Origin of the sequence: Wenzhouxiangella sp. XN24, from assembly GCF_011064545.1 — a bacterium.
Taxonomy (GTDB): Bacteria; Pseudomonadota; Gammaproteobacteria; order Steroidobacterales; family XN24; genus XN24.
Map to the genome: position 1 here is coordinate 173,256 of NZ_JAAMFG010000035.1, position 13,627 is coordinate 186,882.

11 protein-coding genes are annotated in these 13,627 nt (G+C 66.7%); 5 read left to right on the forward strand and 6 right to left on the reverse strand.

The features are described from left to right. Position 1: 1 nt before the first annotated feature. The 3 genes from G6032_RS11780 to G6032_RS11790 all read right to left on the reverse strand — a co-directional run bounded on the left by G6032_RS11780 (position 2) and on the right by G6032_RS11790 (position 4,710). On the reverse strand, positions 2–2,293 hold the full coding sequence (locus tag G6032_RS11780) for a TRAP transporter permease (protein ID WP_346763815.1): 2,292 nt from the start codon (positions 2,291–2,293) through the stop codon (positions 2–4). Beyond that, positions 2,286–3,266 carry a TAXI family TRAP transporter solute-binding subunit gene (locus tag G6032_RS11785; RefSeq protein ID WP_240902248.1) on the reverse strand — a complete coding sequence of 327 codons (981 nt, stop codon included), beginning with the start codon at positions 3,264–3,266 and terminating at the stop codon, positions 2,286–2,288. Before G6032_RS11785 ends, G6032_RS11780 begins: the two co-directional genes overlap by 8 nt. 166 nt (positions 3,267–3,432) lie before the next feature. Beyond that, positions 3,433–4,710 carry an EAL domain-containing protein gene (locus G6032_RS11790; RefSeq protein WP_165282338.1) on the reverse strand — a complete coding sequence of 426 codons (1,278 nt, stop codon included), beginning with the start codon at positions 4,708–4,710 and terminating at the stop codon, positions 3,433–3,435. A gap of 232 nt (positions 4,711–4,942) precedes the next feature. Here G6032_RS11790 and G6032_RS11795 point away from each other — a divergent pair, with 232 nt between their 5' ends. Further along, the gene (locus tag G6032_RS11795; RefSeq protein WP_165282339.1) at positions 4,943–6,301 is read left to right on the forward strand and encodes a UDP-glucose/GDP-mannose dehydrogenase family protein; all 1,359 of its coding nucleotides are present in this window, start codon (positions 4,943–4,945) and stop codon (positions 6,299–6,301) included. Positions 6,302–6,549: 248 nt separating this feature from the next. After that, positions 6,550–7,962: a mannose-1-phosphate guanylyltransferase/mannose-6-phosphate isomerase gene (locus G6032_RS11800; RefSeq protein ID WP_206211953.1), complete on the forward strand. Its 1,413-nt coding sequence runs from the start codon at positions 6,550–6,552 to the stop codon at positions 7,960–7,962. 70 nt (positions 7,963–8,032) lie between these two features. On the opposite strand, the gene G6032_RS11805 is transcribed toward G6032_RS11800, so the two are convergent. After that, on the reverse strand, positions 8,033–8,281 hold the full coding sequence (locus tag G6032_RS11805) for a type II toxin-antitoxin system Phd/YefM family antitoxin (protein WP_165282340.1): 249 nt from the start codon (positions 8,279–8,281) through the stop codon (positions 8,033–8,035). 187 nt (positions 8,282–8,468) lie between these two features. Between G6032_RS11805 and G6032_RS11810 the strand changes: the two genes are divergently transcribed. Then, positions 8,469–9,818 carry a phosphomannomutase gene (locus G6032_RS11810; RefSeq protein ID WP_165282341.1) on the forward strand — a complete coding sequence of 450 codons (1,350 nt, stop codon included), beginning with the start codon at positions 8,469–8,471 and terminating at the stop codon, positions 9,816–9,818. Here G6032_RS11810 and G6032_RS11815 read toward each other — a convergent pair. Both G6032_RS11815 and G6032_RS11820 read right to left on the reverse strand, forming a co-directional pair. Further along, positions 9,815–10,843: a serine/threonine-protein kinase gene (locus G6032_RS11815; protein WP_165282342.1), complete on the reverse strand. Its 1,029-nt coding sequence runs from the start codon at positions 10,841–10,843 to the stop codon at positions 9,815–9,817. The genes G6032_RS11810 and G6032_RS11815 overlap by 4 nt on opposite strands. Then, a complete protein-coding gene (locus G6032_RS11820; protein ID WP_165282343.1) occupies positions 10,840–11,418 on the reverse strand; it encodes an ECF-type sigma factor in 579 nt (192 codons plus the stop codon). The genes G6032_RS11815 and G6032_RS11820 overlap by 4 nt, the downstream gene beginning before the upstream one ends. Positions 11,419–11,534: 116 nt before the next feature. Between G6032_RS11820 and G6032_RS11825 the strand changes: the two genes are divergently transcribed. Both G6032_RS11825 and G6032_RS11830 read left to right on the forward strand, forming a co-directional pair. Beyond that, positions 11,535–12,116, forward strand: a complete 582-nt coding sequence (locus G6032_RS11825; protein WP_165282344.1) for a hypothetical protein — start codon at positions 11,535–11,537, stop codon at positions 12,114–12,116. Positions 12,117–12,325: 209 nt separating this feature from the next. Continuing rightward, the gene (locus tag G6032_RS11830; RefSeq protein ID WP_165282345.1) at positions 12,326–13,510 is read left to right on the forward strand and encodes a hypothetical protein; all 1,185 of its coding nucleotides are present in this window, start codon (positions 12,326–12,328) and stop codon (positions 13,508–13,510) included. The last annotated feature ends 117 nt before the right edge of the window (positions 13,511–13,627 follow it).

Consider the following 13,627-nt stretch of genomic DNA (forward strand, 5'->3'; position numbering starts at 1 on the left):
CCTAATCCAACCCCCGCGCCACGTCCGAGGCGTGCACCATCCGCTTGTTGATCGCCCACACGACGATCGCCACGCTGAGCCCGACCGCGTCGGAGAACCAGCCGCCGGCGATCATGCTCAGCGCGCCGATGCCCAGGAGGCCGCGCAGCCACATCGACAGCGGACCGAAGAAGTACGCCTGCACCGCCGCGGCGAGCAGGAAGATGCCGAAGCCGGCGGAGATCGCGACGTGCAGGATGTCGTACCACGCGCCCTGCATCAGCAGCTGCGGCGACGAGAAGAACATGAAGGGCACGACGAACGCCGCCAGGCCGATCTTGAAGCTTTCCACGCTGGTCTTCATCGGGTCGGATTGCGCGATGGCGGACCCCGCGTAGGCGGCCAGCGCCACCGGCGGCGTGATGGCGGACATCACCGCGAAATAGAAGATGAAGAAATGCGCGGTGAGCGGCTCGATGCCCATCTCGATCAGCCCGGGCGCGATCACCGACGCGGCCACGGCGTAGGCCGCGGTGGTCGGCATGCCCATGCCGAGGATGATCGACACCACCATGGCGAAGAACAGCGCGATCAGCTGGTTCTGGTCGGCCAGGGTGAGCAGCAGCGAGGAGAAGCGCGTGCCGATCCCGGTCAGCGCGATGACCCCCACGATGATCCCCGCGGCGGCGCACACGGCCACCAGCTGCAACGACATGCGCGCGGCAATCTCGAAGGCGTGCACCACGGCGCCGGGGCCCATCTTGTAGGGCGTCAGCCAGCTGATCATCGCCGCCGCCGCCATCGCCACGGTGCCGGCGCGGATCACGGAGTAGCCGGAGAACAGCAGGCCGATCAGCATGATGATCGGGATGAACATGTAGACCTGGCGCGCGAGGCGGGCGAACTTCGGCAGCTCGGAGCGGGGCAGGCCGCGCATGTTGCTCTTGATGGCGGCGAGATCGACCATGAAGTAGATCGACGCGAAATACAGCACCGCGGGGATGATCGCCGCGACGACGATCTCGGTGTACGGGATGCCGGTGATCTCGGCCATGATGAACGCGCCCGCGCCCATGATCGGCGGCAGGATCTGGCCGCCGGAGGAGGCGGCGGCCTCGACCGCGGCGGAGGTCTGCGGCGGGTAGCCGACGCGCTTCATCAGCGGGATGGTCAATGAGCCGGTCGAGACGACGTTGCCCGCCGAGGTGCCGTTGATCATGCCCATCAGGCCGGAGCCGAACACCGCCACCTTGGCGGGCCCGCCGCGCGAGCCGCCGGCCGCGGCGAAGGCGAAGTTGACGAAGTACTCGCCGACGCGCGAGACCTGCAGGAATGCGGCGAAGGTGACGAACAGGATGATGTAGGTGGAAGAGATCGCGGTGGTCGGGCCGAGGATGCCCTGGTCGGTGTAGATGTAGGTCAGAAAGCGCATCGCGGTGTATCCGCGGTGCTCGAGGATGCCCGGGAGCCAGGGGCCGACCAGGCTGTAGAGCATGAACACGCCCGCGATGGCCACGAGGGCGAGTCCGGCGAGGCGGCGGGTGATCTCGAGGATCAGGATCACACCGGCCAGCGCGGCGTACATGTCGGCGCTCTTGGCCAGCGCGGTGCCGGCGCGCAGGCGCAGGAACTCGGCGTGGAAGATGAGATACAGGGCGACGGTGATCGCGGCCAGCGCCAGCAGCAGGTCGGTGGGGTCGATGACGCCGCGTTTGCGCAGTGGGGCGATCCAGCTCAGCAGCAGCGCCCAGCCGGTGCCGGCGGCGAGCGGGATGCCGAAGGTCCACAGCATGGCGTCGCGGCCCGCAGCGTGGTCGAGCCCGGTGCCGGTCGCCCAGAAGCCGACGCCCTGGACGAAGGCGGTGATGAGGGCCGCCGCGGCGGGCAGCAGCGCGAGCCAGTAGGCGAGGCCGGGCAGGCGGCGCGCGGGCCGGGTGTCGTCGGCGCGGAAGTTGCCGGAGGAGAACAGCAGGAAACCGAGCGTGAGGCCGCCGGCGACGTGGATGAGGCGGTAGGTCCAGGTTTCCAGCGGGTAGAAGTTCATCACCCCGATGTGGAACACCGTGTAGGCGATGCACAGGGCCGCGAGGAGCCGGCCCGTGAGGCCGGGGGCCTGCCGCTGGTTGGGCGCGATGGCTTCGCCGTCGACGCCGGCGCCGAGGTTGGATGGCGCGGCCGAGCCCTGCGCGGTCGGTGACGTTTCAGCGGCCGGGGTCGCGGAGCCGGCCGGCGCGATCGCGCCGGCCGCATTCGCCGCGGTCCCGAGTTCGTCTGGTGCGCCCGGGTCCGCCGAGCCGCCCTTTGTCTCAGTCACGCAGCTGGGCGGGCAGGGCGACGCCCTGCTCTTCCAGGTAGCGCGCCGCCCCCGGGTGGAACGGCATGAAGGTGTTGTTGCTCCAGTTCTCCAGGCGCGTCTCGCGGGCGGCGGAGTGGATCTGCGCGAGGCGCTCCGGGTTCTCGAGGACGAGGCGGGTGATCTCGTAGGCGAGGCTGTCGGGCAGGTCCTTGTGGGCGATGGCGAAGTTCCACATGGAGACCGTGGCCTGGTCCGCGTCGTGCCCTGCGTAGGTGCCGCCGGGGATAACCAGTGCCGAGACCGAGGGGAAGGCGGCGAGGGTTTTGGCCTGTTCCTCGGGCTGGAAGGCGAAGATCACGACGTCGTTCTCGGCGGCGAGTTGGCTGAAGGCGGAGATCGGCAGGCCGGCGGCGAACGCGAAGGCATCGACCAGGCCGTCTTTCAGCTGGCTGATGGCGTCGGCGGCGCCGGCGTTGGAGATGCGTGCCTTGACGCCGAGGGCCTCGAAAAAGCGCGGCCAGTAGATCCCCGCGGTGCCGCCGGCGGGGCCGACGGAGACGCGCTTGCCGTCGAGGTCGGCGATGGAGTCGATGCCGGAGGAGCGCAGCGCCACCACCTGGAAGGGTGTCTGGTACATGGGGAACAGCGCGCGGACGTCGGTGTGCGGCAGGCCGGGGGCGAGGGGGCTTTCGCCTTTCCAGGCCTCGTAGGCGGGGCCCATGGTGACGAGGCCGACCTGGTGGTCCTGCATCTGCACGAGGGTGACGTTCTGCACCGGGCCGCCGGTGACTTCGCCGGAGCTCCTGATGTCGAGGTTCTCGGAGATGAAGCCGGCGAGGCCGTTGCCGTAGATGAAATACGTGCCGCCCTGGCTCGCGGTGCCGATGGTGAGGTTGCGCGGCCAGCCCTTGCGGTCCTGCGCCTCGGCGCTGCCGATCAACATGACGGCGCTGGCGACGGCGACCGCGGCTTTCGTGAACATCGGGTGCATTGACGGGCTCCTGGCGTCGAATTCCGGTTGGCGGAGGATATCCGGCGGGTCGGACCGCAACAACTGGTTGAATTACCTACAAAACGACCCGGATTTCGGGCAATTTCGGCTCTTAGAGGGCGTTTTTCACGCCAAAAAACGGGTTCTAAGCGGGCGGAACGCGCGGTCAGGCGTCGCTGGCTGCCATTCGGGCGTCGTCGTCGAATCGCCCGTGCGAAAGCTCGTTCGCCCAGCTCATCGCGGCAATTTGCAGCGCCGGCAGGTCCCCGATCGCGCAGGGCGGATCATCGCCGAGCAGTTTCGGCAGCTCCCGGGCGTTCTTGCGCTCCAGTGCCTCGACCAGCTGGAGGAGCTGTCCCAGGCGGCCGCGCCGATGCAGCAGGGCGTCATGGATGGCTTGTCCGAGGTTGACCTGCTCGAGCAGCGTCTCCATCGGCGCATCCATCAGCGTATCGACCAGCGACATGATCCCCGTCATGAAAGCCTGTTCATGAAGATCCGTATTCGGCGAACTGCGCTGGGCGAGCAGTTCCATCAACCGCCCGCGGGTGGAGGCGAGGGTCATCAGCGGCGTGGCACCGTCCTGGCCGCCGGCGTGGGCGAACACCAGCACCTGCAGCCAGCGATGCAGCTGCCGGTCACCGAGCACGACGAGCGCATGAGAGAGACTCTGGATGCGGTTCGGGATGCCCATGCCGACCGAGTTCACGAGGCGCATGAGCTTGTAGGTCAGCTCGGGCGCGCGCTTGAAGGTCGCGGCGATGTCCTGTTTCGAGCTGCCGTCGGCGACCTGCTGGAGGAGTTGCAAAAGCACGTGCCGGTCGGGCTGCGTGTGCCGCCCTTCGAGCAGCACGGGACGCGCGAAGTAGTAGCCCTGGAACAGGTCGAAGCCGAGTTCGCGGCAGCGATCGGCCTGGAACAGGCTGTCCACTTTTTCGGCGAGCAGCATCACGCCCGCAGCCTTGCCGGCCCTCGCGATGGCCGGCACACGGTTGGCCGATGTCATCGCGAGATCGACCTTGACGATGTCGATCAGCTCGAGCACGTCTTCGGGCAATTCGTCCGGGCGGGTCACGTCGTCGAGCGCGAAGCGGAAGCCCTGGCGCTTGAGGGCATGGCAGCGTTCGAGGATTTGCGGCGTGATCTCGACGGTCTCGAGGATCTCGATGACGATGCTCTCCGCCGGCAGCAGTTCAGGCACGTCCGACAACAGCAGCTCGGCGTCGAAGTTGATAAAGCCCTGGCATCCGCCGAGGGCCGCGTCGATCCCCAGGTCGCTGAAGGCATGTGCGATGACGGCGGCAGTGGCGGCGCGGTCGTCGGTGACCACTACGCCGTTGTCGTTGCTCGGGCGGAACAGCAGCTCGTAGGCCACGGTCGTGCCGCGCCGATCGAGAATGGGTTGCCGGCCGAGGAAGAACGGCGGGATGTCCTCTAAGTCCATTTGGAGGCGTGCTGCAGTCATGGGTGCATCGTAAGGGTTTGGCGCCGGCGGGTTGTGGATGCAGTTCGCAGATTCAGGCGAGGCGGGTGTCCGACCTGTTGTTGCCTTAGAATGCATTTTTTCGGCCTGAATCACGCTTCTAAGGTCGAAATCCGGGTAAATTTTTGCGGATAATGTCGGTGGATCAGCAACTTGCTCGGGTCCGACCCGCGAAAACACAAAGGGAACCATTGTGAAGATCACGATTTTTGGCTCGGGCTATGTGGGCCTGGTGACAGGCGCATGCCTGGCGGACGTGGGCAACCAGGTGGTGTGTGTCGACATCGACCAGGACAAGATCGATCGGCTCAACGCCGGCGAGATTCCGATCTTCGAGCCGGGACTCACCGCGGTCGTGGCGCGCAATCGCGAGTCGGGACGACTGAAGTTCACGACGGACGTGAAAGTCGGGGTGGCGCACGGACTGTTCCAGTTCATCGCCGTCGGCACGCCGCCCGACGAGGACGGCTCGGCCGACATGCAATACGTGCTCGCGGTGGCGCGGTCCATCGGCGAGTCGATGGAGGATTATCGCGTCGTGGTCGACAAGTCGACGGTACCGGTCGGCACGGCGGACAAGGTCAAGGCGGAGATCGCCAGGACGCTGGAGGAACGCGGCGCGAGTATCGATTTCGACGTCGTGTCCAACCCGGAGTTTCTCAAGGAAGGCGCCGCGGTAGACGACTTCATGCGGCCGGACCGCATCATCGTCGGCACGGACAATCCGCGCACCACCGAGTTGCTGCGCCTGCTTTACGAGCCGTTCAACCGCCAGCAGGATCGGCTCATCGCGATGGACATCCGCTCGGCTGAGCTGACCAAGTACGCGGCGAATGCGATGCTTGCCACCAAGATCAGCTTCATGAACGAGCTCGCCAACCTCGCCGAGCGTTTCGGCGCCGACATAGAGCATGTGCGACTCGGCATCGGCTCCGACCCGCGCATCGGCTATCACTTCATTTATCCCGGCGCGGGCTATGGCGGTTCGTGCTTCCCCAAGGACGTCACTGCGCTGGCGCATTCGGCGCGGCAGGCGGGTCATCCGGCGCAGTTGCTGGAGGCGGTCGAGGCCGTGAATGCGCGCCAGAAGCAGGTGCTGTTTGACAAGATCAGCGCGCACTATGGCGAGTCTTTGGCCGGTCGGACGATTGCGTTGTGGGGACTGGCGTTCAAGCCGAACACCGACGACATGCGTGAAGCGCCGAGCCGCGTGCTCATGGAAGCGCTTTGGGATGCTGGCGCCAAGGTGCGGGCCTATGATCCGCAGGCGCGCGAGGAGACGCACCGCATTTACGGCGACCGTGGTGACCTCGTGCTGTGCAAGTCGGCGGAGGCGGCGCTCGAGGGCGCCGATTGCCTGGTCGTGATCACCGAATGGATGGAATTCCGCAGCCCGGATTTCGATGCCATCAAGGATGCGCTGACCGAGCCGGTCATCTTCGACGGCCGCAACGTCTTCGACCCCGATTTCGTCCGCCGCTTCGGCTTCACCTACTACGGCATCGGCCGCGGCGACCGCGGCGGGTCGGACCGTGATAAGTTATTGAGTTAGAATTATTTTTCATCCAAAAACAGGCTCATACGAGCCTTAGAGGCGAAAAATCGGGTGCAAAATCGCGTTCTAACGGGAGTTCCAGCCGGCTCCAAGCCAGGCCGAATAGCCGACAAGGCAAGCGTTAGAATGAATTTTTCGGGCCTGAATCACACTTCTAAGCGCAAAATCCGGCCATATTTTCAGACATATTCCATTTAGATCAGCAGCTTGCTGCGGTCCGACCCGAAACAGTAAAGGACATCCGCATGATCGTGCCCGTCATCCTCTCGGGCGGCTCCGGCACTCGGCTTTGGCCGCTGTCGCGCCAGCTCTACCCCAAGCAGCTGTTGCCGCTGGTCGGCAAGGACACCATGCTCCAGGCGACACTGCGCCGGCTCGAAGGCCTCGACGGCGTCGCGGACCCGATCATCGTCTGCAACGAGGAACACCGCTTCCTCGTCGCCGAACAGCTGCGCCAGATCGACGTCGACCCCGCGGCCATCCTGCTCGAGCCCGCCGGGCGCAACACGGCCCCGGCCGTCGCGCTTGCCGCCGCGGCCGCCCTGCAGGACCGCGAGCAGGGCGACGACCCGATTCTCCTCGTCCTCCCGGCCGACCACGTGATCCGCAACGCCGAAGCATTCCGCGCCGCACTGCAAGTCGGCGCCCGGCTCGCCGCCGAGGACAAGCTCGTCACCTTCGGCGTCGTCCCCGACCGCCCGGAAACCGGCTACGGCTACATCCGCGCCGCCGCGCGCAACGGCGCCGCCGCCGTCGAACAGTTCGTCGAAAAACCCGACCCCGCGCTCGCCGAGAAATACGTCGCCTCGGGCGATTACTTCTGGAACTCCGGCATGTTCATGTTCCGCGCCGGCCGCTACATCGAAGAGCTGCGCAATCACCGCCCCGAAATCGTCACCCAGTGCGTCGCCGCCATCGCCGCCGCCAAGAACGATCTCGATTTCACCCGCGTCGATCGCGACGCCTTCGAAGCCTGCCCCTCCGACTCCATCGACTACGCCGTCATGGAAAAAACCGAGTACGCCTGGGTCGTGCCGCTCGACGCCGGATGGAGCGACGTCGGCAGCTGGGCCAGCCTGCATGACGCCTGCGACGCCGATCCCGCCGGCAACGTCACGGTCGGCGACGTGCTGATGGAAGACACGCAGCGCTGCTATCTCTACGCCGAGAGCCGCCTCGTCGCCGCCGTCGGCCTCGCCGACTGCGTGGTGGTCGAGACCAAGGACGCCGTGCTCGTCGCACCGCGCGACCGCGTCCAGGAAGTGAAGCAACTCGTCGAGCGCCTGAAAAAAGACGGCCGCTACGAGACCAGCCTGCACCGCGAAGTGTTCCGTCCCTGGGGCAGCTACGACAGCGTAGACAACGGCGACCGCTTCCAGGTCAAGCGCATCACCGTGAACCCGGGCGCACAGCTCTCACTGCAGATGCACCACCATCGCGCCGAGCACTGGATCGTCGTCTCCGGCACGGCCAAGGTGACCTGCGGCGAACAGACCTTCCTGCTCGGCGAGAACCAGTCCACCTACATCCCCATGGGCACGACGCATCGCCTCGAGAACCCCGGCAAGATGCCGCTGCATCTCATCGAGGTGCAGTCCGGCTCCTACCTCGGCGAGGACGACATCGTGCGCTTCGAGGACACCTACGGGCGCGGTTGAGCCGTGGAGCTCGGAAATTCGTCGCGCTCGTCTTGAGATAGCGCTCCAGCAACGCGCGTCCTCGCACAGATCAGTAACGTGCATCCCCGCGCAGTTTGCCGATGAACCTCCCCGTTGATTCAGCTTGGCGCGGCATCGGATCGATGACTCCGGTGAGCGTCTCCAGGTCGACAGGCTTGCGCGCTGGACTTGCGCTCGTAAGCCGCGCCACCGGCCGGCCACGCCGAGTGATGACGACGATTTCGCCTGACCGCGCCCGTTCGACGAGCTCACTTAACCGTGCCTTGGCATCTGCCAGGCTCACAGTGTTTGTCGTCATCGCTCACCTCCGGCAACGGACTCCCCACGCGGTGAGACAGTAGCACCGCCAGCGCCGACACCAAAAGCCACCTCCGTTCATCGAGATTGCTAGAATGCCCTGCGCTGGAATAGTCCCTGAACTCGCCGAGGATTGGACCCGTTCCGAATCATCCCCGTTCCGACTCGGCGGCCGTCCTCAATACCGGATGAAACACATGAACTGCTTCAAAGCCTACGACGTCCGCGGCCGCCTCCCCGACGACCTCAACCCGGACATCGCGCGGCGCATCGGCCGCGCTTATGCTGCGGTGATCGGCCCGCGCCGCGTGGTGATCGGGCACGATGTGCGCCTGTCCTCGCCCGCGCTGTCCCGGGCCCTGGCCGAGGGGCTCATGGACGCAGGGGTGGACGTGCAGGACATCGGTCTGTGCGGCACGGAGATGGCGTATTTCGCGGCCAGCCACCTCGACGTGCACGGCGGGATCATGGTGACGGCCAGCCACAACCCGCCGGACTGGAACGGCATGAAGTTCGTGCGCGAGCAGTCGAAGCCGATCAGCGGCGACTCCGGCTTGAAGGAGATCGAGGAACGCACCGAGCGCGGGCGCTTCGAGGCGACGCCGAAGCGGGGGCGCCACACCGAGGTCGATGTGCACGACGCCTACATCGAACACCTGCTCGGCTACGTCGAGGTCGCCGCGCTAAAGCCGCTGAAACTGGTCGTCAACGCGGGCAACGGCGGGGCAGGGCTGGTCATCGACCGGCTCGAGAAGCGCCTCCCTTTCGACTTCGTCCGCCTGCAGCACGAACCCGACGGCACCTTCCCGCACGGCGTGCCCAATCCTTTGTTGCCCGAGCATCGCGCCGTCACGGCCGAGGCCGTCGTCGCCAGCGGTGCGGACTTCGGCATCGCTTGGGACGGCGACTACGACCGCTGTTTCCTGTTCGACGAGACCGGCCGCTTCATCGAGGGCTACTACATCGTCGGCCTGCTGGCCGAGGCGTTCCTGTTGAAGCACCCCGGCGCGAAGATCGTGCACGACCCGCGCCTGACGTGGAACACCATCGACATGGTGGAGCAGGGCGGCGGCGTGCCCATCATGTCCAAGACCGGGCATGCCTTCATCAAGGAGCGCATGCGCCTCGAGGACGCGGTGTACGGCGGCGAGATGAGCGCGCATCACTATTTCCGCGACTTCGCCTACTGCGACTCGGGCATGATCCCGTGGCTGCTGGTGGCCGAGCTCGTCTCCCGCGCCGGCCGCCCGCTCTCGGCGCTGGTCGAGGAGCGCATGGCGGCGTTCCCGGCCTCCGGCGAGATCAACCGCTCCATCGCCGACCCGCCCGCGGTGCTGGCGGCGGTCGAGGCGGCCTATGCCGACGAGGCCGTGACCTTAGACCGCACCGACGGGCTGTCGATGGAATTCGCCGACTGGCGCTTCAACCTGCGCGCCTCGAACACCGAGCCGCTGGTGCGGCTCAATGTCGAGAGTCGCGGGGACGCGGCGCTGATGGAGGCGAAGACGGCGGAGTTGCTGGCGTTGCTCGATCGCTAGACAAGACAGGCAGCCTTAAGCGTCCTCGCGATCACCGGGCGAGCCGCCAGGAAACGCTCGATGTCTTTCGCGAAGGCCCGGGGTGACTCGTAGCGCCGCTCGGGATCCGGGTCGATGGCCTTGAGGATGATCCGGTCCAGGTCGCCGCCGGTCGAGGGGCCGCCCGGTCGGTGGTGCTGCGGCAGGCAGCCGGTCACCAGTTCGCACAATGTCACGCCGAGCGAATACACATCGGTTCGCGTATCGACAGCGCCGGCGCCGCCGAGTTGCTCTGGACTCATGTATTCAGGCGTCCCCACCGGGAGGCCGGCCTCGGTGAGCTTCGAGCTCGTCCCGGCGTCCGCCGAGATCGCCATGGCGACGCCGAAATCGATGATCTTGGGCTGGGCGCCGTGCTCCTGCGTCATGACGAGAATATTGGCCGGCTTCAGGTCACGGTGGATCAGCGCCTTATTGTGCGCATGCTGGACTCCCTCGCAGACCCGCAGGAAAAGTCGCAGCCGGGCGCGGAGGCCGAGCCGGTGTGCGTCGCAATACCGGTCCAGCGGCATTCCTTCGACATACTCCATCACGAAGTAAGGTCGTCCGAGCGTGGTTTCCCCGGCATCCAGAACCGCCGCAATCGCGGGGTGGGACAACGTGGCCAGCGCCTGCCGCTCTGCCTCGAAGCGCGCAACGGCCTGGCGCGTGTCCATGCCGGCCTTGATCATCTTGATCGCCACCTTGCGGCGGATCGGCGCGGACTGTTCCGCAAGCCACACTTCGCCCATTCCGCCCTCGCCCAGCATCGACTCGAGCCGGTAGGGACCCGCCATCCGATCCTTCCCCGCCGACAGCGCAGCGTTCAACACCGACTCGACCGCCGCCAGCCGGTCGCCCTCGCAGCCCAGTAACCGGCGAACGTCTGCCACGACTTCGGGTCGGCCCAGTGATTCCCGCTCCAGTGTGCGCTCCCTGTCCGCCGGCTCGAGTTCGTCCACCCGGTCAAACAGCGCGCGCACCTCGGCGAAGACCTCGGGACTCATGCGGAGTCCTCCGCCAGGGCCTCGGCCAGCCAGGCCCTTGCGAAGCGGACATCGCGCTCGATGGTGCGTGTAGAAAGCCCCAGCAGGGTCGCCACTTCCTCGAGACCGCAACCCCATACGAAATGCAGGCGGGCGACCTCGGCCGACCGCTCATCAAGCGCCTCGAGCCGGTCCAACGCCGCAGCGAACTCGTCGATGGTGGTGGTATCGACGGTCACCAGTTCCTCAGCGACGCCCGTGAAAGTCACGCGCAACTGGTCTCCGCCGCGCTTTTGGCGTTTCTTGCCGCGCTCATGATCGGCGAGCACCCGGAGCATCACGCGGCTCGCAATGGCGATGAAATGGCGGCGATTCCGGTATCCCGACCGCTGGCGCAACAGGCCGAGGTACGTCTCGTTCACCAGCGCCGCGGGCTCGAGCGTTGCCCCGGGGAGGCCCCTGCCGTAGCGATCCCTGAGCACCCGGACGGCCACGCCGTGCAGGTCGCGGTACAGGAGCGCCATCGCCTGGTCGAGAGCGCCGGGCTCACCGTCGTGCGGCTGTTCCGGCAAACGGGTGATGGGTTCGCCCCTCATCCCGGCAACCGTCCCTTTGCAGACCGTGTCGGGATTCCCGTCGCGATGTCGCGTTCAGGTTTAAGGGCCGAGTCTGCCCGTGACCAAAAAACACTTAATACAAGAGGGATGTTGTGATGCTGAAGAATCATTGCCTGGCGGCGATCTTGTGCGGGGCCTTGCTGGCGGGCTACATGCCCGGTGCAGAGGCCGGGAACCAGGGTAACGATCCGGTCGGCACCTGGTTGGTGCAAGTCAGCTTTCCGGAAGCGTCGTCCGGCGCGCCGCCCGCGCCGCCGCCGTTCATGGAGTTCCTCACGTTCCATGCCAAGGGCACCCTGACCGAGACCAACAGCTCGCTGCATGCCAACCCGGTGCCGTTTGCCCCGCTGAACATCACCGGGAGCACCGGATTTGGCGCATGGGAACGCGCGGAGAAAGGCCGGGTCCGCTTCAGCTTCCTGAAGATGGTGTTCTGCGGGCCTGATTTCGACGCGACCACGGACCGCGCCACGGCTGAGTTGGGCTGCGGGATACCGGGACAGCAGCTCGGCTACCTGCGAGTACGGGCCGAGGCCACGCTGCGCGGCGACGTCTACACCGGCGGCGAGTCGTTCGTCGATTTGCTGGTCGGGCCCGACCCGGACGCGCCCTTCTTCACGGTGAAATTCGGCCCGGCGGCTTCGGCCGGCAAGCGGATCGTCGTGCAGGCGCCCTGATGCCCGCTGGTTGATGCCGTGCAGCGCCGTCCCTCGAGCGTCATCGTCCACCGTGACGAGGATCGCTCGAGGGACGGCGTTTTTTATCCCGTCGCGGTCCTCTGTTAACCTGACATAAGTCACGGACGGGACGCGCTAGAAAAGGTGCAATGGTCGCAGCGGTTCAATGCCGCTGCGACCTGGCAACCTGGCTTGCGACGGGAGAGGACGTGCTTGAGCTCACGGTGCGATTGCGGGCAACGGCCTTGATGGCGGCAGCGCTGCTGTCGGCTTGCGCATCGACCCAGTCCGCCGGGCCGGCCCGCCCGGGTCCGGCCGCGCTCGCGAGCGGCGTCGAGATCGGTATCGACGGGGCATTGCCGCTGGTCGACACGCGCGGCGATCCACTGTTGGCCGGCCGCGTCGGGATCGGCGACGACTCTGCGCCGCTGCGCTACCACGCGACGTACATGCTCGAGCCAGGCGACGTGTTCGCGAACCCGACAGCACGACCCAAGCGCTTCGGCGGCCAGCGCTTCGGCCAGGAGCTGCGCATGCGGCTGCCGGTGGTGGCCGGTTCCCCGCTGGCGCTTAAGTTCCGGGCGGAGGCGCGCGACGTATGGCAGACCGATCGCGCTATCGTCGAGCAGCAGCGCCAGCTGGCGAAGCTGGAATGGTCTCCCGGTCTCGCCAGCCTCGCCCTGCAATGGGGTGCCGGCGACGCCACGGCGGATTCGCGACTGGCGCTCGACTGCGCCTTGCGCGGCACCTTGCAGGTGTCGCTGCCGGACGGCAGCGCCGCGGCCGCGCCGGCGATGCACGTCACGGGGCGCGATTGCCACGTGCGGACCTCCGATCCCCGCTACAGTGAACTGGCGGCGGCCACCTGGGGCGTGGCGCTCGCCTGGCACAGTTCGGAATACCAGACCGAGTTGCTCTTCTCCGTCATCGATCCCGGCGGCGGCGAGGCGACGCTGCACCAGGAGATCGACGCCAGCTATGAATTCGGCCTGAGCCATCGCAGGGCGCACGGCGACTGGAGCACGGAAGCCCTGGTGGCGATGCGTTATGCGCCGTCCTGGGACCTCTCCGCGCGCTCGGGTGCGGTCGGCGCTTACGCCGGCGATAGCGACGCTTACTGGATGGCGAAGATGTCCCTGACACGTCACCTTCCGGCCGTCTCGCTGAGCGCCAACTGGTCGCACAGCGCCGACCCGATGTGGTTCATGCCCGAGATCGGCCAGCAGAAGCACCGCCTGGACGTGCGTCTCGACCTGTCGCGCATGGTCGCGGCCGTCGCGCCGGACGTGAACCCGCAGCTGTCCATGCAATGGAACTGGCACGAGGCGCGTTCCCGCGCCGACGCCGTCACGGGCGACAACGCGATCAAGCTGAGCATGGCTGTGGCTTGGTGAACACCAGTTGTTCCGGGGGGATCTGCCTGCAGGGCTCGCCACCGAGCCGCGGGTGCGGCTCAGTGTCGATACCCGCGGTGATGCGGGGCTGATGGAGGGGAAGAGGGCGGAGACTCC